Genomic DNA, 18,588 nt, shown 5'->3' with positions numbered 1-18,588 from the left:
CATACTTTCATAGTCTGTGCAATACGCCAATGGCGTCAGGCCGGGGAGTTTGGTTATTGCGAATCGCTGCGCAATTATTGCTGAAAAATCGCCTGAAAATTCAGGCAAAAGGCCCGACGGCGTTACTCTTCATCCGGCCTCGCCAGTAATAATCTGGTGATATCAACGCTGCCGGGACTTTGATCCACGGCGGCGACATCCAGCGCCAGCACCCTGACACCGTTTTTCTGTTCCAACTCGCTCAACCAACGGATCAGCGTATTGAAATCACTGCGCTCCAACGCTACCATAATCTGGCTGCCTTGTGGTTGCAGTCGCACCACCGTCAGTCCGTAACGCCCGGTGCTTTGCGATACCAGAATGGGCAGGCTGATATCACGCCCTTGAACGTCTTCCTGCGCCTGCCCATCTCCCGGCAAGTTCACCGCCTGCTTTTGTATCCACTCAACCGTCTGCTGTTCGCGGGAAATGATGCGTTGCCATTGGTGCTCGCGGTTCTGCCAGGGCTGCCATATCGCGTAATACCCCAGACAAAGTAATAGCATACCGGCGCAGACCAACAGCAACTGCCGCTCACGTGGGTTCATGGCGCGCCAGCGTTGTAGTAATTCGTTCATGGCCGACTCCTTAATGTTAATCGTCCTTCAACATAGCCCTCTTCCTGCCGCATCTCGCCCGCCTGAACCTGATAGTACGCCGCCGCCTGTTGTTGGAGTTGCTCCAGTGCCTGATACGACGTTGCTTGCAAAGCTACTCGCAGTTCGGAGCCTGACGCCTCATAAGACAGGGATTGAATCTGTACATCGCTATTGCGCGTGATGATCTGCTGCAACGCCGTGAGTTGGCTGAGTAACCCCTGCGTCCCCTTTACCGCGGACGCGCGTTGCAACCGCTGCTGCATTTGCAGTCGGGGATTAATTACCGCTGTTTCTGACGGGAATAGCTGCCGATAGACGCGGATGCTCTCCTGACGCCAGTACGCGGCCTGCCGGTAAAGCTGATAATGCGTCCATCCCATTTCGCCAATCACCAGCAGCATGTAACATAACAGCGCAATAGCGACACCCCGCCAGGGAAGCAGGGTATGCCGCCACGCTTTAACCGATGCAAACTCGCCCTGCCGCAAATCGGCTGAAGGCGGCAGACGGGCCTTCGCCGCCAGCGCAAACAAATCCGTTTCAGGCAGAGTTTGCCATTCGGTCGGCGAGAATCCCTCGCCAATCACTGGCGCCGCGCTATAACAGTAGATAGCGGGCAACGGCGCACAGGCAATCAGTAGTTCGGCGAACCACGAAGACTCCGCAGCCATGGCATGACCATTTTCCTGTCGAAACAGCCATGTCCCATTGTGATTCAGCGCGCTCCAGCCGTCTTTATGCCGGGGCAATACCTGAGCATCTGGCAGCAGCGAATCCGCCGCTATCCCTGACTCCGCACACTGCGATAACCAATGGCGCATACGACTTTTTTCCACCACGGCAACCGTGCCGGTCTCCCCTTGCCGTTCGAGTAAAGCAAAGTGTAGTTTTTCAATATCGGTAGCCAGTTGATCTTCCAGCATAAACTGCACAACTTGCGCCAACTGACGCCGGACCTGAGCAGGGAGCGTCAGCGTATGCACAGTCACATCCGTGGCTGGCACCAACACGCGGGTAAACGCCGGAGCCGGGTAGCCAGCCAACGACTCACGCACCTGCTCCGCACGGCCGCCCCCATGCGCCACAATCTGATCGCCGCTGTTTGCTCTCATCTGCCATTCGATGGCTTCCCCATCGGCGGAGGGAAGCCTAACGATCAGACAGGTTTTTCTGCTGTGCTGGGATTGATTCATGGATTCACCGTCCTATATCCTCCATATTGCCGCTGCACGACCAACGCTTTTTGCCCACTGAGTTGAATTAAACTGCGTTGATAAAAGTCACTGTCGCCAACGCGCACATGCAATTGCGCGAAAAACCATTCACTTTTCACTGTCAGTATGCTTTGCACGGTATTTTTACTGTTTTCAGGCAATAATCCCGTTTGCTGAAGCACAGACAAACTCTCCCAACCAGTACGCGGTCTTTTCTGTATCAACGCCACAGCTTGCGGCACCGTCATTTCTTTTAGAAAAAGCGCCGCCAGCAGCGGCGCCTGCGCCTCCGTCAGCGTATTAATATTGACCAGCAGCGTTTCAACCGGCAATACACAGACATAGGGCAACAAGCGCTGATAGAGATCAGCGTCCATGCCATATACCGCGCGCAATTCGCTGATCTCGCTCATGGCCCTGTTTCCCGCCTGGTAAGGCACCGGTAGCGAAGCATAAACCTCATCCTCGGCGCCATTCGTCAGCGGATGACTATCATTATCAATCCAGTCGCGCACGGCGGCCACAATCTGCTCCGCTCGCGTCGCTTCCTCACCCAGATGCTGCAACAGCATACGAAATACCTGTGCAGGGTAAGGTATGGTTAACTGCGTATCGGCATTACCACTGCCCTGATTAATCGCATTGAGATTGAAGCAGGTGCCGGCATCCTGTAGCTGCACGGATACTTCCCCCCCGTCAATCGGGAACTTGCGGCCCGGTTGCGCCCAGTTTTGCGCCAGATGCGTTCTGTCAGACTCGCTTAGGGCATCACGCTGCAAGAGTTTGCCCGCTAGCGCTTCCGTACCCAGGGCATACCATTTGGCCTGCTGGCGGCCAAGCTGACTGTCCGTGCGCAAAAATGCCTTGCCGCTGCGCTCGGTAATCACCGTGGCTATCGTCACCATCAGTGCCAATATCAGCAAGACCACCAGTAGCGCGACACCACGCTGACGAGACGACATCATTTAACCAGCCCGGCGGTAATAAAATAGATGCGCGACATTTCGCCATAGTCCTTTAACGTCAGGATCACTTCGATACCTTGTGGAAGCTGAGTCTTGTTCTCCCACCGATCCCGCCAGGTTTTATTGGCGAAGAAACGCAGGCGGAATCCATCAACCCGCGTCAGCAACTGCGTCCCCCCCGGCTCCACGCCATCGATAGGATCTGGATAGGGATAGGTAAGGCGCTCCAGTATATTATTACGCAACCGGTAAGCCACAGGCTGAAGCTCAGAGCGTGGCAACAAACCGAACGGATTCTGCCAGCCGCTACGCATAAAACTGACGCTCCAGTCGTCGCTTTTCAGTTGATCCCTGCCGGCGTAAAACAGAGACGAACCGCCGCGACTACCACGAGCAATCATCTGCGAAAAATCGTTATCCATCTGCGTGAAAGCGCGTTGCAGTTCACCCAGCCGTTGCGCCTTGCGTTGGGAAATTTCATCGTTACGCATGACGCCATTCAACACCTGAAAAGCGCTGAGGCTCAATGCGGCGAAGATAGCCAACGCCAGCAGCATTTCCAGCAACGTAAAACCCTGTTGACGCACGCGATCCTGCGGTTTTCCCGCTACTGTTTTCACCGATATCACGGTTTCACCACATAGGTGCGTAGTATGCCGTCGGCGGCTAACGCATCGTTATCCCGTCGTACTTCAACATCCAGCGCCCGAAACTGGGGATCGTCCATTTCCACCCCTTGCCAGCGCCAATACCAGCGTTGACCGGCGAACTCCGTTTCTCCCTTTATCCAACGAGTTTCCGGCCATTGCTGTTCAAGGCGCAGCCGCACCTGTTGGTTTTCCGCAATCCAGCCGGCAAAGGTCTTCTCTTCCAGCCGGCTCAGGCTTGCCGCCTGCTTTGCCGTGGTCTGCAAAACCGCGACGCCCGCCAGCGCAAAAACCGTTAGCGCCACCAGCACTTCCATTAACGTCATGCCTTGCTGTCTGCTCATGGGATCTCTGCCTGTTTGAACGACGTTCGCATCATGCCGTTGCCATCCACTTCCAGCCAGTTCGACAGGGATTTGTCTTCAGCTTTCAGCAACAGTCTGAAAGGGGTGATTTCTCCGCCGGGGAGGATCAGGATGTCGGGTGCGTCGTTATCTTTCCCGCGCCTTTTTTGCGCTTTTTTGCCATTTACTTGCAACAGTTCAAAGCGTAATGAATCTGGCATCGTGGCAGAAGGATTAACACGGTAAGGCCGCCAGGGACGCCATTGATAGCCTTTCCAGTTGGCATCGCTCTCCGTCTCAGATGAGGTTTCCCGCTGTAATTGATAGAACTGCCAACGGTCAGGGTATATCCGTACTCCCAACATCAATTCATTGATTTGACTGGCATCAGCGGCAAACGCCAGTTGGGTCTGGAAACGAGCCAACTGCCAGGCGCTGTCATTCTGACGCTCGGCTGGGAACGCCATTACCACCAGGGTGGCGGCCACCCCCGCCAGCAAAACGACCAACATCATTTCCAGCAAGGTGAACCCGCGCTGATAGCGTCTCGTTGATCGTGTTGTTGTCATAACACCTGACTTCCCTGCTCCGGTTGATGCGACGAGCGCAAAACCTGCTTATTTGCCGTTGAGATTCCAGTTGCCGATATCATCTTCCGTGTCCGGCATGCCATCCGGCCCGAATGAGAAAATATCCAGCTTGCTATGCTGGCCGGGGTTCAAGAGTTGATATTCCGCGCCCCACGGATCTTGCGGCAGACGTCGGATATAGCCATCCTGAGAGTAATTGCGCGGTTCCGGTTGCACCGTTGGTTTTTTCACCAGAGCTTGCAATCCCTGTTCTGTTGTCGGATAGCGATGGTTGTCGAGTTTGTACATATCCAACGCGCTTTCCAGCGATACAATGTCGCTAATGGCTTTTTGCCGATCCGCCTTTTCCTTGTTCCCCATCAGGTTCGGCACGATCAGACTCGCCAATACGCCGAGAATGACGATAACCACCATAATTTCCAACAGGGTAAAACCACGTTGACGTTGTTGCATCCTTACTTTTCCTCACTCAAATGTTACGAACTCATTAACGTATTCAGTTGCAGGATCGGCTGTAGAATGGCGAGGACGATAAACAGCACAATCGCCGCCATACTCACTACCAGCAAAGGTTCAAACAGTCCCAGCGCCAGCGTCATCTGCGCGTTGAATTCACGATCCTGATTATCCGCCGCCCGCTCCAGCATACTGTCTAGTTCACCGCTGCGTTCGCCGCTGGCGATCATGTGGCGCATCATGGGGGGAAACAGCGCCGTCTGCTCTAATGCCTTGTGCAAACTGACGCCTTCCCGCACCGCATCCGCCGCTAATGCCAGTCGATGACGGGCGTAGTCATTGGTCATGACATCGCCGCTGATACGCATGGCCTGCAACAACGGCACGGCGCTGGCGTTCAGAATGCTCAGCGTGCGGGCATAACGCGCGGTATTCAAGCCTCTGGCGATACGTCCCAGCAGCGGCAAAAACAGTAATCTCCGGTGAAAAACAATGCGCCGTTTTTCTTGGCGCAACAGCACACGCAGCACGATGAAGCCCGCCAGTAACGCCAGAGCAACCCAAGGCCCCGCCGTGCGCACCGCATCGCTCATTGCCATCAACATCCGCGTTGACAGCGGCAGCGTCTGTTTCATATGGATAAACTGTTCGACCACTTTGGGAACCACGGCTGACAGCAGAATGCTGACAACCGCGATCGCCACCACAGTCAACATGCAGGGGTAAATCATGGCCTGTTGTATCCGGCTGCGCATCTGCTGACGCTGCTCGGTATAGTCCGCCAGCCGATTAAGCACCGCATCGAGATGACCGGAGGTTTCCCCCGCCGCCACCATCGCGCAATAGAGACGTTCAAAACTGCCGGGAAAGCATTTCATGGCATCCGCCAGCGAATGGCCTTCCATGACTTTGCCGCGAACCGCCGCCATCAACTGGCTTAAATGCGGTTTTTCGCTCTGTTTGGCGACCGCATCCAGCGCTTCCTCCAACGGCAGGGAGGCCGCCACCAGCGTCGCCAGTTGCCGGGTGAGTAACGCCAGATCGGAAGCGCTGATACGGTGTTTTCGCCGCAGAGAAAAGCTGGCTGAAGCGGATTTTTGCTGTCTGCTGTGGTTTTCGCTCAATGCAACGGGTATCAGACCGCGCTCACGCAGTAATTGACGCGCTTGTTTGGCTGAATCCGCCTCCTGCGCGCCGCGACATTTTTTTCCCTGAGCATTCAGTGCCTGATAGTGGTACTGCGCCATATCACTCCTCTTTGGTCACGCGGATCACTTCTTCCCAGGTGGTGATCCCGGCCAGCACTTTCTCCAGACCGTCTTGCCGGATCGTCTTTCTCTCGGCCCCCAGTATTTGCGCGATCGCCATTTCCCCCTCGCAGCGGTGAATGGCCGTTCGTACCCGATCATCAATCAGTACCAGTTCATGAATCCCGATGCGGCCCCGATAGCCGGTAAAGTTACATTGCGCACAGCCGACGGGATGACGCAGCATCGTGTCCGGCGGCACGCCCATTTGTTCCGCATGAACGGCATCAACCTGCTGCGGATGGCTGCACTCAGGGCACAACGTGCGCACCAGACGCTGCGCCAGCACTCCCAGCAACGATGTCGACAACAGAAAAGACTCCACTCCCATGTCCTGCAACCGTGACAGCGCCCCCAAAGCACTGTTGGTATGCAGTGTTGAGAGCACCAGGTGGCCGGTGAGCGAAGCCTGTACCGCAATCTGCGCGGTTTCGCCGTCACGAATCTCTCCCACCAGCACGACATCCGGGTCCTGACGCAAAATCGCCCGCAAGCCACGGGCAAAGGTCATGTCCACTTTGACGTTAACCTGCGTTTGCCCAATCCCCTCCAGTTCATATTCGATGGGATCTTCCACCGTCATGATATTGCGTTCCGCCGCATTCAAACGGCTTAGCGCGGCATAGAGGGTGGTGCTTTTCCCCGATCCGGTTGGCCCGGTCACCAGAATAATACCGTGCGGACGGTGGATCAGCTTATCCAGTTGCTGACGATGGGCTGACGACATCCCCAGCGCGGCCAGATCCAACTGAACACTGTTTTTATCCAGCAAACGCAAGACCACGCGCTCCCCATGACTGGAAGGCAACGTCGACACCCGCACGTCAATCGCCCGACCGCCGATACGCAGCGCCATGCGGCCATCTTGCGGTATGCGCTTTTCAGCTATATCCAGCTTCGCCATCACCTTGATACGCGATACCAAAAGCGACGCCAGCTTACGTTGTGGTCGCAGAATTTCGCGCAGCACGCCGTCCACGCGGAAACGAATTTGCAGATAACGCTCATAGGTTTCGATGTGAATATCCGAGGCCTTGTTTTTAATGGCTTCGGTGAGCATGGCATTGATCAAGCGGATAATCGGCGCGTCATCGTCGGTATCCAGCAGATCGTCGCTATCCGGCAATTCTTCGGCCAATGTATAGAAATCCATTTCATTACCGATGTCTTCCATCAGACGCCGCGCCTCCTCGGAGTCACGCTGATAGCTGACCACCAGTTGCCGCTCGAATTCCGCTTCCGTCACACGTTGGATCTTGAGCGGATAACCCGCCACGCGGCGCGCTTCCAGCAACGCGGAGGCTGGCGTCCGCGCCGCGCAGATCGCCTGTTGATTGCCGTCTCCCTCGCCTTGCAACAACAGAATCTGTTGTCCTTTGGCATAGGCAAAAGGCAATACAGGACGTAATTCAATCATGCGCGGAGAAATATCGCTCATCGCCCCCCCGCGGGATAAAACGCCACGATAGAGGATTGCACCTGACGGAACGTGTAGGCATTACCCGTCGGCGGTAGATTCAGGAGATCGTTGCTCAATAAGCCTTCGCCGCGCTTGACATCGCGCTGCCGCTCCTGTTCCTCGCTAAACGAATGGTATTTTCCCGCAGAAGCGCTCTGATACTGATTACGATCGCGAATAATGGAGGGACGAATAAACAACATCAGATTACGTTTTGAAACCTGGCGGCTATTGGAGCGAAACAGGTATCCCAACAGCGGAATGTCGCCCAATACCGGGATTTTATCCATACTTTCCCGCGTACTTTTATCTAACAAGCCGCCGACAACCACCGTTTCACCGCTGCTCACCAGAACGGCATTATTGACGGTGCGCGTGTTAAACGTGGCCCCAAGCTCAGAACTGCTGCTGGACGCGGAGTCGGCCACGCTGGAGACTTCCTGTTCAATCTCCAGCAATACGGAATCGCCTTCATTAATCTGCGGCTTCACCTTCAGCTTGATGCCGACGGTTTTACGTTCCACCGTATTGAAGATATTGTCGCCGGAGGTCGTTTGGGAACCAGCCAAAACCGGCACTTCCTGCCCGACATTGAAGGTGGCCTCCATATTGTCCAGCGTCACGATGCTCGGCGTCGCCAGAATATCGTTCTTGCTGTTGCTGGACAGCGCGGTGAGCAGCATCGACCAGTTGCCCTGATAGAAGCCGGCGGCAATACCGTTAAAGCTGTTGAGCGCACTCGTAGCGGAGGTCGTGAGCGTGCCGTCTCTTTTGTACTGATCCGTGCCCGCGACCATCGTGGAAATCGGCAGGCCGGTGTTGGTGAATTGCGTCATCCCGGCATTTTTATTGGACCATTGAATGCCCAGATTCATGCCGTCTGCGTCCTGTACTTCCGCAATGACCGCTTCCACCAGCACCTGAGGGCGGCGAATATCCAATTGCGCGATCACCTGTTCCAGATCGCGCATCACATCCGGCGCCGCATTCACAATCAATGAGTTCGTCTGTTCATGCGCTTTAATGGATATTTCTTTGCGTAGCGCCGGTAAAGCGTTCTGTTGTTCGGTTTTGATGCTGTCGCCCACGCCGGTCAGCACTTCGACCAAATCGGTGGCCTTGGCGTATTTAAGATAGATAACTTTAGTGTTGCCCTGGACTGCCTGCTGCCGATCGAGTTGTTTGATCATATCGATCACCCGCTGACGGGAATTCGGCTCGCCGCGAACCAGCACGGAGTTGGTTCGCTCATCGGCGACGACATTGGCGGTCATCATGCCCGGCAACGCCGTTTTCTCGTCGGGTTTATTCAACTCGTTCACCAACTTCACCACTTCCAGCGAGGAAGCGTAGGAAAGCGGAACGGTGGTGACATTGCGGTCGCCGGTTTTATCCACCCGCTCAACAATCGTCATCAGTCGTTTGATGACAGCGGCGCGCCCGGTCATCAGCAGCACGTTTGACGGCTCGTAATGCACCACGCTCCCGGCGCCGGCATTGTCATTCAACTGGCGCAGCAACGGCGCTAAATCACGCGCCGCAACGTTATTGACCGGCACCACACGCGTCACCACTTCATCCCCAATGCCGGGTTCGTCATCGCTGGCCAGCGGCATCGAGGTGGATTTCGCCTCTTTTGATGAGATAACCTTCAATACATTGTTATCCATCGGCACCACGGTGAAGCCATACACATCCAACACGCTGAGAAAGAACTGGTAATACTGTTCTTCATTCATCATGTCATAACTGCGCACGGTAATATTGCCTCTGACGGAAGGATCGATGATCACGGTTTTATTCAGATTTTTACTAACGGTATTGATGAATTCCTGAATGTCCGTGCCTTTAAAACTGGCGGAAAACTCAGCGCTCCATGCAAGTGAAGAAACCAGCAGAAGCATGCTGCTTCCTAACAGGCACAATCCTTTTCGCCGTGTGCTGCTTAACCATTTTCTCTTAGAAAATGGTTGTCCTTTACTAAACAAATTAGTCGTCTCCATCTAGTAGCAAATAAATATCCTGTTGTTGACCGTCGCGCTCCACAGTCAAGTTGATTTCATCCATGCCAGGCAACTGCGTTACCGCTTGTTGCGCCTGCTCGACATCCTGCAAATTGATACCGTTTAACGCCACCGCCAGATCGTTATCCTGTAAGCCCGCACGATAAAATAAATCCGGCTGTTTACCGGGATTAAGCAGATATCCCTTCAAAGCCTCCTCTTCCATGACGGGAGAAATGGTGAAGTAATCCAACGCGCTTAGCAGTTGTTGCGGTGTCTTTTCCTGCGCCTGCGACTGGCTCAACGCGCCTGTGTCACCGCTTTCGGCATCATTTCGATATAAATGCAGCGCTTCATATCGCCCTTGATATTGCAATACCACACGATCGGCAAAGATAGTCACAATTTTGGCTTCATAACCCGGCACGGCGTCCCCTTCGCCACAACTGTATTGCTGACTATCTTTGGCGATAATGGCAATGGATTGACCGCCATCTTCACTCGCCAAAATACCGGTGAGACTGATGTCTAAAGTGGAAAGCGGGATATCCCCATTTAGCGCGTCTGGCGCCGTCGGGGTAATGACGTCAGGAGAGCGGCCGAACAACGTAAACTCACCCGATATAACCGGTTTTTCTTTAGCCTGAGCGGGTTTGACGGAGATGTTGATAGAACGAGGATTTTCGGGCTGTAGCACTCGCCAGGTGAGGACCGCCAGTTGCTGGCAAATCAGCAGCAAAATGCACCCAAGAAGAACACGGCGAATCAGAGGTAATGGTAAGGATTGGCGTTTTATCAACAGCGCATTGAATGAAAACGCTTTAAGGGTCCATGATTGAGATTGAGGCATTATATATCGTCCATAATTATAGCCCACGCCTTTCGCTTGGGCGTCAATCCTTATTCCGTCGCGGCTTCGCGGATGATAACCTCATCCCCCGTCGTCGTCAGGGAAGCATCTCGATTAACCCGATCTTCCAGTTTGATATTTTCGCTATAACCAAACTTCCAGGCCGCTGCGACATTTTCAAAAATCACATCTTTGAACACGCTGTCTTTCAGGAAAGTGATGTCGGTGGCTTGGGTGTTTTTGAACTTTACTCTTTCAAAATGCAAGCCTTGGTGATAGGCATCACGGCTGAAAGAAAACCCATACGCCGCCGCCATTTCAGCTACCGTCATTCCATCAACCAGAATGCTGTTTTCATTCGCTGCGCCATCAACCGTGACGTCAGAAACTGTCACATCACGGAACTGGGCCGGTTCAGCCGCAGGCCGGGTATCGTTCACATCCGCTTTATATTTGATGGTGAACACAAACGGTTGTCTGACAATACCACGCATTGCGTTGTTGCGAAAGACCACGTCACGCGCGCCTCCGCCATAATACGGGCGACTTTTCATACGCAACCCGACATCCGTCAAATTCATGACATTATTTTCGGCAACGATTTTCTCAATCCAGGCCCCGGTATGACTCCCGGTAACGACAGCGCCATGACCTTTACGGAAGTAGTTATTGAAAATCCACGCGCCGCTTTGCGTTTTCTGCTGTTTTGCCGCCACCTCCGCGCCATAACCCGCGGCAAAATTGATACTGTCGTCGCCGGTATCAAAAAAGTTATTGAATACCATCGCATTCTGACTGTTGCCGAACTCGATACCGTCCGCGTTATTCGCATCATAAGTGGTATGCACCAACGCATTCATCGCCACATTCTCGGATTCCAACACCATCACGCCATGATAAGCCGGATTGAGGATGGTCAGCCCTTCCAGATACAGATTGCGGACACCACGCAGCGTCATCAGACTGGAACGACGATTCTTGTAAGCCTCATTACGCGACATCCCTTGCGCCACCGCTTTTTCAGTTTGATCTTTCGCCAGAATCCCATCGTCGGACACCTTGCCGGCTTTACTTGCCCGGTATTGCGGCAGCGTTTGCCCCAATTCATCCGTCATGGTCGCCGCGCCGTCCGCCTTGACGCCGCGCTTCCAGCCATTACCATCAATAGTGCCTTTACCCACGATACGGATATTTTTAAACGTGCCGGCGTGGGTACTGCCTTTATCATTGCTTTCTAAAACATTAATCAGTGATGGCGGACGTTTCGGCAACGGTGGATTACTGTAAGGATAGAGGTAATAACCACGCGCCAGCGGATAATCATCACCGCTTTGCGAACCGCGCAGTATCGCGCCTTCAGCTACTTCAAACGTCATATCGCTGTGCAGGAACAGCGCGCCGGTCTTAAACTCGCCGCCCGAGACCACCACCTTACACCCTTGCGGATAAGTCGCTATCGTGCAGTCATCAATTGCTTTCTGAATCGCCTGCGTATCGTTGGTGACGCCGTCGCCTTTGGCGCCGTAATTGGTCACGTTCAGCGTCTGCGGCACCGGCGTGGTTTTCTGGACGATTGTTACACTGTCCGCCGATTCGCTACCGTCGGCATAAACCGCGCGTACGGTGAACCGGTATTCCGTATCCGGCGACAGGTCCGTCACTTTGAAGTTATAGAAACCGATACGGGTATGCCAACCCGCTGTATCGATAACACGATAAAAATTATCAATATAAGGCTTGGTCGGTGAATGGATATTCTGGTTATCAAGAGTTCCTCCCAACAGTTTTCCATTCATATAGACATGATAATCCTTAATGGCGGAAGGTGCCTGGACGGGCTCTTCCCAGACCAGGACAACGCTTGAATCATCATAGGCAAGAGCGGGAACTTTCACATTCCGCGGCGTGGGCGCCAAGCCTGTCGTGACGTCACTGGCGGCATAAACCTCTCCACTGCCTGCCAATAAACCACTTAATACCAGAACGGCGCTCAGAGTTATTCCGGCGCGGGGTAAAAAATAAACCATATCATCATTTCCTATGTTGTTTTTGCACGTAACGGTTAAAAATGATTTATCCCCTGCCGTTGAATCTCCGTTCCAATAACAGGATCTATTTTTACTCAAATTATATTTCACCAAGCACTGCATAAATATTTTATTATTAGCAATAAAATTAAAAATCCTGACAGTCAATCGTATGTTTTTATACCTTCTTTTTGGAAAGAACTGCTAGTTAAAAAAATAAAACCAATTTAATAAAAATATTTAAAGAGGGACAAAATATAAATATCACATGATATAATTACCAATATTACTTTTAGACTGATAACAAAAAAACCTCTCACATCAATCTGTTTATTTAAGTAAACAAAAAAAAGGAAACAAAAATCCATTAATAATAAAATATTATTTCATTAAATCATAACTCTGTTCTTTTTTTGCGATCTGCGTCAAAATTTCATTTGTAATTATTATGAGTTTTCATCAAAATGAAGTTTCGGTCACATATCCGCTGTAATGTTCAGTGCAAAGAGTGAAGTATTCGTTGTGGATACCTTACAAAGCTGGCCCGACGGAAAATTTAATGACAACGCCGATTCCGCCGGATGATGTGCTGATGCTCAACGCTGACGGCGTAACGCATCAATGAAAGGCGCCAGTGTTCGGTTAAACTCGGAGCACTGAGCTTCCTGCGAGGTGCTGTCCTTTAACAATCCCTGATACAGGCTTTCACTGCGTTGAGGTAGAGCCTGATAGTTTGAAATATCCCATCCGCGCTGCTTCGCCACGTCCAACGCGACATTATTGATCGTCGACTCATCGGGAAGATCGCTGCGGTTGCATTGCGATTTCAGATATCGAGTCGCCGCCACCAGGGACGACAGTTGATTAATCTGATCATTAACAGATACCGCCCCAGCTTTATCGGCACCATTTCCTTTATTGGCGGACATCCCAGTCTGCTGGCAACCAGCCAGACCGATACAAAATAGGGTGAAAACAGAAAATTTGATAAGTGATAATGACATGACACGCCTCATCCTGATTGAGATTAACGACAGGCATTCTAACAAATATTCGGCGGCTGTCACTTTATCGATCGCGGGAATAGAGAAGCTATCGCAAGCAGAATACGTTCCCGGCCACTGGCCGGGAACGTTGACAGGACTCAGGAAGTAGAAACTTTACCTGTCGCCGCTTTCGACGGGGCTAAAATACCATCGGCACGGAACATGGCCTTAATACCGCGCACCGCCTGGCGGATACGATCCTGATTTTCGATCAAAGCGAACCGAACATGCGTATCGCCATAGTCGCCGAAGCCGATCCCCGGCGATACGCACACTTTCGCATCAGCCAGCAGACGTTTGGCGAATTCCAGCGATCCCAAATGCGCATACGCGTCAGGGATTTTGGCCCAGACATACATCGAAGCCTTTGGTTCATCCACCATCCAGCCGGCTTCATGTAGACCGCGCACCAGCACATTGCGTCGCTGACGATACTGTTCGGCAATATCACGAACGCATTGCTGATCACCCTCCAGCGCTGCAATCGCCGCTACCTGCAATGGCGTAAACGTACCGTAGTCGTGATAACTCTTGATACGGGCCAGCGCGTTGACCAATTCCTGGTTACCCACCATAAACCCAACCCGCCAACCCGCCATGTTGTAGCTTTTCGACAGCGTGAAAAACTCGACGGCGATATCTTTCGCGCCAGGCACCTGCATAATCGATGGCGCTCTCCAACCGTCATACACGATGTCGGCATAAGCCAGATCGTGGATCACCAGCACGCCATACTGCTTTGCCAATGCCACCACCCGCTCGAAGAAGTCCAGTTCGACACACTGCGCGGTCGGATTAGAAGGGAAACCAAGAATCATCATTTTTGGTTTCGGAATACTTTCACGGATCGCCCGCTCAAGTTCATTGAAGAAATCCACGCCTTCAACCAGCGGAACTGACCGCACCTGAGCCCCGGCAATCACCGCCCCGTAAATATGAATCGGATAACTTGGATTAGGCACCAGTACCGTATCGCCATGATCCAATGTTGCCAGCATCAAATGCGCCAGCCCCTCTTTGGAACCGATGGTGACGATCGCTTCACTTTCCGGGTCAATATCCACCTGATAACGATCGGCATACCAACGCGAAATGGCGCGACGTAACCGCGGAATGCCTTTGGAGGTTGAGTAACCATGCGTGTCTTCACGCTGAGCGACAGTACAGAGTTTTTCCACGATATGAGGCGGTGTCGGGCCGTCTGGGTTACCCATGCTGAAATCAATGATGTCTTCGCCACGACGACGAGCCGCCATTTTTAATTCAGCCGTGATGTTAAATACGTAAGGGGGAAGACGATCGATGCGCGTAAAACGGCGCGAAGAATTAGAATCAGCCATAGCATCCTCAAAGTAACGTGAGCGCCCGGACCGTCCGATCGACGCCTGGTTCCGCATTGCGGACCAGCCATTCAAGCTATCCCAGATTATGGAATCTGTCGATATGGCAGCCGATAAATTTTTATGGTGCGGGAATCGGATTAATCCGCGCGTGAGTCGTATCACATTACGCTAAGCGTACCACTACCAGTAGGACGAACGACCATGGCGGCAACCTCTTTCATCACCAGGCTATACCAGGTATTAAAAAAATAACGTCCATCAGTTTAATTTATATCCTCCGTTCAACGGGATATTAATTATTCTTTTAACTGACCATAATAATATTAGCATTATTGATATTGATAAGAGAAAATCCATTTCTGATTAACAAATCCAAAACAAAAATGCGCCTTGCTTTATTTTGGGGCCCCATAATAAGTCAGCTCACCAAGTTAGCGCATTATCGTTAACAGTATAAAAAACAATAATTCAATAAAATCATATAATTAATAAAAACCAAGCATTCTGTTTTTATAAAAAACCGTCACCTATAAAAACAAACAGCAGTTGCAAAATTTAATGCTTAATTAGCATAACTTAATAGATTTAAATTTCAACAAAATGCTTAAATTACAGTTCCTATAACTTAATAGGCATTGATATTGACAATAATATATTCATCATTATTATCAGTGGTAAATCGATACCGCTTATCTAATTTATTTTCCAAAAAGCACTCTTTCAATCAACGTTTTTCTATTTTCATGAGGATGAATAATGGATATCAAAAAACCTTATTTGTTATTTCTGGGGGATGCACACGATCAGTTAGCGGCCAAGGTTGCGATCGGCATTAAGCAATGGCACCCGGAATACTGTGTTGGACAGTACAGAATGGACGGCTGTCACGCCGACTGCGATTTGCCCGATATGGATATCAGCGCCGCGCGCGCGGCAGGCGCAAAAACGTTGGTGATTGGCGTAGCCAACCGCGGCGGCATTATTTCGCAACAGTGGATTGCCGTACTGAGTCAGGCACTGGAAAGCGGCATGGATCTCGCGGCAGGTCTGCACAACTGTTTATCTGATGTGCCAGAGCTTAGAAAATTGGCCGCCAAACTTGGCCGTTCGTTGTTCGACGTACGCCATCCTTCCCAAACCTTCCCGGTTGCCAACGGACGCAAACGTTCAGGCAAACGCCTGCTGCCTGTCGGCACCGACTGCTCCTGCGGCAAGATGTATACCGCGCTGGCGATCGAAAGAGAAATTCTCTCCCGCGGCGGCAACGCAACGTTTCGTGCGACTGGACAAACCGGGATTCTGATCAGCGGTTCCGGCGTGAGTATTGATGCGGTGGTATCCGATTTCATCGCCGGTGCCGTTGAAACCCTCTCCCCAGCCAATGACGAAAACCATTGGGATATTATCGAAGGTCAGGGCTCACTGTTCCACCCCTCTTTTGCCGGCGTCACAACGGGTATTATCCACGGTGCGCAACCGGATGCGTTGGTTTTGTGCCATGAACCGACACGTAAAACCATGCGCGGCGTCGATTATCCTATTCCTGATATCGCCGATTGCATGGCCCTGAATCTGTCAATGGCGAAATTGACCAACCCGAATGCGCGCTTTGTCGGAATTTCAATCAATAGCGCCGCGTTAAGCGAAGAAGAATCATTACAATTAATGGCCGATCTTGAGAAAAAATTTGGCCTGCCTGTCGTGGACCCGTTCCGTCAGGGAGTAGGACGTATTGTTGACCAATTGGCAGACCTATGACCGACATTCAATTATCCCATGAAAGCTGGCCGCTAAAGGGTATATTCACCATCTCTCGCGGCAGCAAAACCCAGGCCGATGTGGTGGTGGTCACCTTGCGATCCGGCGAAGCCATCGGCTATGGCGAATGCGTGCCCTACGCACGCTATGGAGAATCCATCGAAAGCGTGATGGAACAAATTGCGGCGTTAAGCGGTGATATCCGCAATGGACTCGATCGCGCCGCACTCCAGAACCGTCTACCTGCGGGCGCGGCGCGCAATGCGATTGACTGCGCATTCTGGGATCTGGAGTGCAAACAGCAGCGCCAGCGTATTTGGCAACGCCTGAGTCACCCCGCGCCCTCGGTGCTGGAAAGCGCTTATACGCTCTCGTTGGATACCCCGGAACGCATGCATCTGGCGGCGCAAAATAACGCCAGCCGCCCCTTGCTCAAGCTGAAACTGGCGGACAAAGACGATTTGGCCAGAGTCGCAGCGGTACGCAAAGGCGCGCCCGCCGCGCGTTTAATCGTGGATGCGAACGAAGGCTGGGATACGGATCTTTATTTAAAACTAGTGCCGGAATTGGCTGCGTTGGGCGTCACCATGATTGAACAGCCCTTGCCTGCCGGAAAAGACAAGGTACTGGCCGAACTACCGCGTCCGATACCGATCTGTGCCGATGAATCCTGCCATGACAGCCATTCACTAGAGGTAATCGCCGGATGTTATGACATGATAAACATCAAACTGGATAAAACCGGTGGATTGACCGAAGCATTACGTCTACGTGCCAGTGCATTGCAGGCTGGTTTGCAAATTATGGTCGGTTGTATGGTGGGTACGTCATTATCTATGGCCCCCGCTTTTATCGTGGCGCAAGGAGCAAACGTTGTCGATCTGGACGGCCCGCTGTTATTACAGCGCGACCGTACTGAAGGATTGCGTTATAACGGCAGCGAAATATATCCGCCAGAAGCATCGCTGTGGGGCTAAGGCGCTGCGGGGCTTAAATAGTTAATCTGCATTGAACGACGATTAAGGAGTGTTTTGATGCAACGTCTTGTTTATGTTGATGGACAGTATGTTGAAGAGAATGAAGCGAAAGTGTCGATTTTTGACCGCGGCTTTCTCTTTGCCGATGCCGTCTATGAAGTAACTGCCGTCGTTAACGGCAAACTAGCGGAATTTGATGGTCATATCGAGCGGCTGCAACGCTCCTGTCGCGAACTGTCTCTTACACTGCCCGTCACACCGGCTGAATTGAAGAATATTCACCAAGCCATGATTGAGAAAAACAATCTAAAGGAAGGGGCGATTTACTTACAGTTAAGCCGGGGTAACGCTGGCGATCGTGATTTTTATTTCCCCCCCGCCGATGTAAAACCCACGCTGGTGCTGTTTACTCAGGCGCGCGCCATTATTGACAACCCGAAAGCGGAAACCGGTCTGCGGGTTGTCACCAGCCCGGATATCCGCTGGCATCGTCGGGATATTAAAACCGTTGGGCTGCTTGCGGCATGCATGGCGAAAGAATATGCCCACAGCCACAACGCAGACGATGCGTTCATGGTGGAAAACGGCTTCATCACCGAAGGCAGTTCATGCAACTGCTATATCGTGCTGCATGACAACACCGTGGTGACTCGTCCGCTTAGTAATGACATCCTGCACGGTATTACACGTCATTCGCTGCTGAAATTGGCGGCAAGCGACGACATCAAGCTGGAGGAGCGCTTATTTACGCCGGAAGAAGCCTATCACGCGACTGAGATCTTCATCAGTTCCGCAACCACCTTCGTCTTACCTGTCGTAGCACTGGATGACCAAACCATAGGCGACGGGAAACCCGGACCAGTTACACGCCGCCTGCGTGAAATTTATATCGATATGGTGAATCAACAAGTTAAATAACCAACAAGCATCGCGTTCCATTCTCATCATCGGCTGTAACGCCCAT

General features: G+C 52.1%; 17 protein-coding genes. 3 read left to right on the top strand and 14 right to left on the bottom strand.

Annotated features, from left to right (window positions below):
* Positions 1 to 122 precede the first annotated feature (122 nt).
* From DES54_RS02460 to alaC, 14 genes are all read right to left on the bottom strand, one after another.
* Entirely contained in the window at positions 123 to 617 is a 495-nt protein-coding gene (locus tag DES54_RS02460) for a type II secretion system protein M (RefSeq protein WP_113865039.1), read from the bottom strand.
* Positions 614 to 1,831, bottom strand: a complete 1,218-nt coding sequence (gspL, locus tag DES54_RS02455; RefSeq protein ID WP_113865038.1) for a type II secretion system protein GspL — start codon at positions 1,829 to 1,831, stop codon at positions 614 to 616. The genes DES54_RS02460 and gspL overlap by 4 nt, the downstream gene beginning before the upstream one ends.
* On the bottom strand, positions 1,828 to 2,814 hold the full coding sequence (gene gspK / locus DES54_RS02450) for a type II secretion system minor pseudopilin GspK (protein WP_113865037.1): 987 nt from the start codon (positions 2,812 to 2,814) through the stop codon (positions 1,828 to 1,830). Before gspK ends, gspL begins: the two co-directional genes overlap by 4 nt.
* Entirely contained in the window at positions 2,814 to 3,446 is a 633-nt protein-coding gene (gene gspJ / locus DES54_RS02445) for a type II secretion system minor pseudopilin GspJ (RefSeq protein WP_113865036.1), read from the bottom strand. Before gspJ ends, gspK begins: the two co-directional genes overlap by 1 nt.
* The gene (gspI, locus tag DES54_RS02440; protein ID WP_113865035.1) at positions 3,443 to 3,808 is read right to left on the bottom strand and encodes a type II secretion system minor pseudopilin GspI; all 366 of its coding nucleotides are present in this window, start codon (positions 3,806 to 3,808) and stop codon (positions 3,443 to 3,445) included. Before gspI ends, gspJ begins: the two co-directional genes overlap by 4 nt.
* Entirely contained in the window at positions 3,805 to 4,377 is a 573-nt protein-coding gene (gspH, locus tag DES54_RS02435; RefSeq protein WP_113865034.1) for a type II secretion system minor pseudopilin GspH, read from the bottom strand. Before gspH ends, gspI begins: the two co-directional genes overlap by 4 nt.
* A gap of 48 nt (positions 4,378 to 4,425) precedes the next feature.
* Positions 4,426 to 4,851 carry a type II secretion system major pseudopilin GspG gene (gspG, locus tag DES54_RS02430; protein ID WP_113865033.1) on the bottom strand — a complete coding sequence of 142 codons (426 nt, stop codon included), beginning with the start codon at positions 4,849 to 4,851 and terminating at the stop codon, positions 4,426 to 4,428.
* 23 nt (positions 4,852 to 4,874) lie between these two features.
* A complete protein-coding gene (gspF, locus tag DES54_RS02425) occupies positions 4,875 to 6,101 on the bottom strand; it encodes a type II secretion system inner membrane protein GspF (RefSeq protein ID WP_113865032.1) in 1,227 nt (408 codons plus the stop codon).
* A gap of 1 nt (position 6,102) precedes the next feature.
* Positions 6,103 to 7,599 (bottom strand): type II secretion system ATPase GspE, encoded by a 1,497-nt coding sequence (gene gspE, locus DES54_RS02420; protein ID WP_113865031.1) that lies wholly within the window; start codon positions 7,597 to 7,599, stop codon positions 6,103 to 6,105.
* Positions 7,596 to 9,524 carry a type II secretion system secretin GspD gene (gene gspD, locus DES54_RS02415; RefSeq protein ID WP_205680165.1) on the bottom strand — a complete coding sequence of 643 codons (1,929 nt, stop codon included), beginning with the start codon at positions 9,522 to 9,524 and terminating at the stop codon, positions 7,596 to 7,598. The genes gspE and gspD overlap by 4 nt, the downstream gene beginning before the upstream one ends.
* 85 nt (positions 9,525 to 9,609) lie before the next feature.
* Positions 9,610 to 10,473: a type II secretion system protein GspC gene (gene gspC / locus DES54_RS02410; protein ID WP_113865029.1), complete on the bottom strand. Its 864-nt coding sequence runs from the start codon at positions 10,471 to 10,473 to the stop codon at positions 9,610 to 9,612.
* A gap of 50 nt (positions 10,474 to 10,523) precedes the next feature.
* Positions 10,524 to 12,500 (bottom strand): glycosyl hydrolase family 28 protein, encoded by a 1,977-nt coding sequence (locus DES54_RS02405; RefSeq protein ID WP_113865028.1) that lies wholly within the window; start codon positions 12,498 to 12,500, stop codon positions 10,524 to 10,526.
* Positions 12,501 to 13,096: 596 nt separating this feature from the next.
* Positions 13,097 to 13,504 (bottom strand): type II secretion system pilot lipoprotein GspS, encoded by a 408-nt coding sequence (gene gspS / locus DES54_RS02400; protein WP_113865027.1) that lies wholly within the window; start codon positions 13,502 to 13,504, stop codon positions 13,097 to 13,099.
* A 140-nt stretch (positions 13,505 to 13,644) separates the two neighbouring features.
* Positions 13,645 to 14,886 carry an alanine transaminase gene (alaC, locus tag DES54_RS02395; RefSeq protein ID WP_113865026.1) on the bottom strand — a complete coding sequence of 414 codons (1,242 nt, stop codon included), beginning with the start codon at positions 14,884 to 14,886 and terminating at the stop codon, positions 13,645 to 13,647.
* Between the two features lie 759 nt (positions 14,887 to 15,645).
* Here alaC and dgcN point away from each other — a divergent pair.
* The 3 genes from dgcN to DES54_RS02380 are packed head-to-tail and all read left to right on the top strand — an operon-like array spanning position 15,646 to position 18,542.
* Complete coding sequence (gene dgcN / locus DES54_RS02390) at positions 15,646 to 16,647, top strand: N-acetyltransferase DgcN (RefSeq protein WP_113865025.1); 1,002 nt, start codon at positions 15,646 to 15,648, stop codon at positions 16,645 to 16,647.
* Positions 16,644 to 17,624, top strand: coding sequence for an N-acetyl-D-Glu racemase DgcA (gene dgcA, locus DES54_RS02385; RefSeq protein WP_113865024.1), 981 nt, complete (start codon positions 16,644 to 16,646; stop codon positions 17,622 to 17,624). Before dgcN ends, dgcA begins: the two co-directional genes overlap by 4 nt.
* Positions 17,625 to 17,681: 57 nt before the next feature.
* Complete coding sequence (locus DES54_RS02380; RefSeq protein ID WP_113865023.1) at positions 17,682 to 18,542, top strand: D-amino-acid transaminase; 861 nt, start codon at positions 17,682 to 17,684, stop codon at positions 18,540 to 18,542.
* The last annotated feature ends 46 nt before the right edge of the window (positions 18,543 to 18,588 follow it).

Origin of the sequence: Brenneria salicis ATCC 15712 = DSM 30166 (assembly GCF_003315515.1) — a bacterium.
GTDB classification, from domain to species: Bacteria; Pseudomonadota; Gammaproteobacteria; order Enterobacterales; family Enterobacteriaceae; genus Brenneria; species Brenneria salicis.
Note: the sequence above shows the minus strand (reverse complement) of the source record. Positions and strands in the feature narration are given on the sequence as shown.

Excerpts from the sequence above, each read along its gene's own strand:
- gspI (WP_113865035.1), bottom strand. The coding sequence starts at position 3,808 with ATGAGCAGACAGCAAGGCATGACGTTAATGGAAGTGCTGGTGGCGCTA.
- DES54_RS02460 (WP_113865039.1), bottom strand. The coding sequence starts at position 617 with ATGAACGAATTACTACAACGCTGGCGCGCCATGAACCCACGTGAGCGG.
- gspK (WP_113865037.1), bottom strand. The coding sequence starts at position 2,814 with ATGTCGTCTCGTCAGCGTGGTGTCGCGCTACTGGTGGTCTTGCTGATA.
- DES54_RS02405 (WP_113865028.1), bottom strand. The coding sequence starts at position 12,500 with ATGGTTTATTTTTTACCCCGCGCCGGAATAACTCTGAGCGCCGTTCTG.
- gspL (WP_113865038.1), bottom strand. The coding sequence starts at position 1,831 with ATGAATCAATCCCAGCACAGCAGAAAAACCTGTCTGATCGTTAGGCTT.
- gspF (WP_113865032.1), bottom strand. The coding sequence starts at position 6,101 with ATGGCGCAGTACCACTATCAGGCACTGAATGCTCAGGGAAAAAAATGT.
- gspD (WP_205680165.1), bottom strand. The coding sequence starts at position 9,524 with ATGCTTCTGCTGGTTTCTTCACTTGCATGGAGCGCTGAGTTTTCCGCC.
- gspE (WP_113865031.1), bottom strand. The coding sequence starts at position 7,599 with ATGAGCGATATTTCTCCGCGCATGATTGAATTACGTCCTGTATTGCCT.
- dgcN (WP_113865025.1), top strand. The coding sequence starts at position 15,646 with ATGGATATCAAAAAACCTTATTTGTTATTTCTGGGGGATGCACACGAT.
- gspH (WP_113865034.1), bottom strand. The coding sequence starts at position 4,377 with ATGACAACAACACGATCAACGAGACGCTATCAGCGCGGGTTCACCTTG.
- gspS (WP_113865027.1), bottom strand. The coding sequence starts at position 13,504 with ATGTCATTATCACTTATCAAATTTTCTGTTTTCACCCTATTTTGTATC.
- dgcA (WP_113865024.1), top strand. The coding sequence starts at position 16,644 with ATGACCGACATTCAATTATCCCATGAAAGCTGGCCGCTAAAGGGTATA.
- gspC (WP_113865029.1), bottom strand. The coding sequence starts at position 10,473 with ATGCCTCAATCTCAATCATGGACCCTTAAAGCGTTTTCATTCAATGCG.
- DES54_RS02380 (WP_113865023.1), top strand. The coding sequence starts at position 17,682 with ATGCAACGTCTTGTTTATGTTGATGGACAGTATGTTGAAGAGAATGAA.
- alaC (WP_113865026.1), bottom strand. The coding sequence starts at position 14,886 with ATGGCTGATTCTAATTCTTCGCGCCGTTTTACGCGCATCGATCGTCTT.
- gspG (WP_113865033.1), bottom strand. The coding sequence starts at position 4,851 with ATGCAACAACGTCAACGTGGTTTTACCCTGTTGGAAATTATGGTGGTT.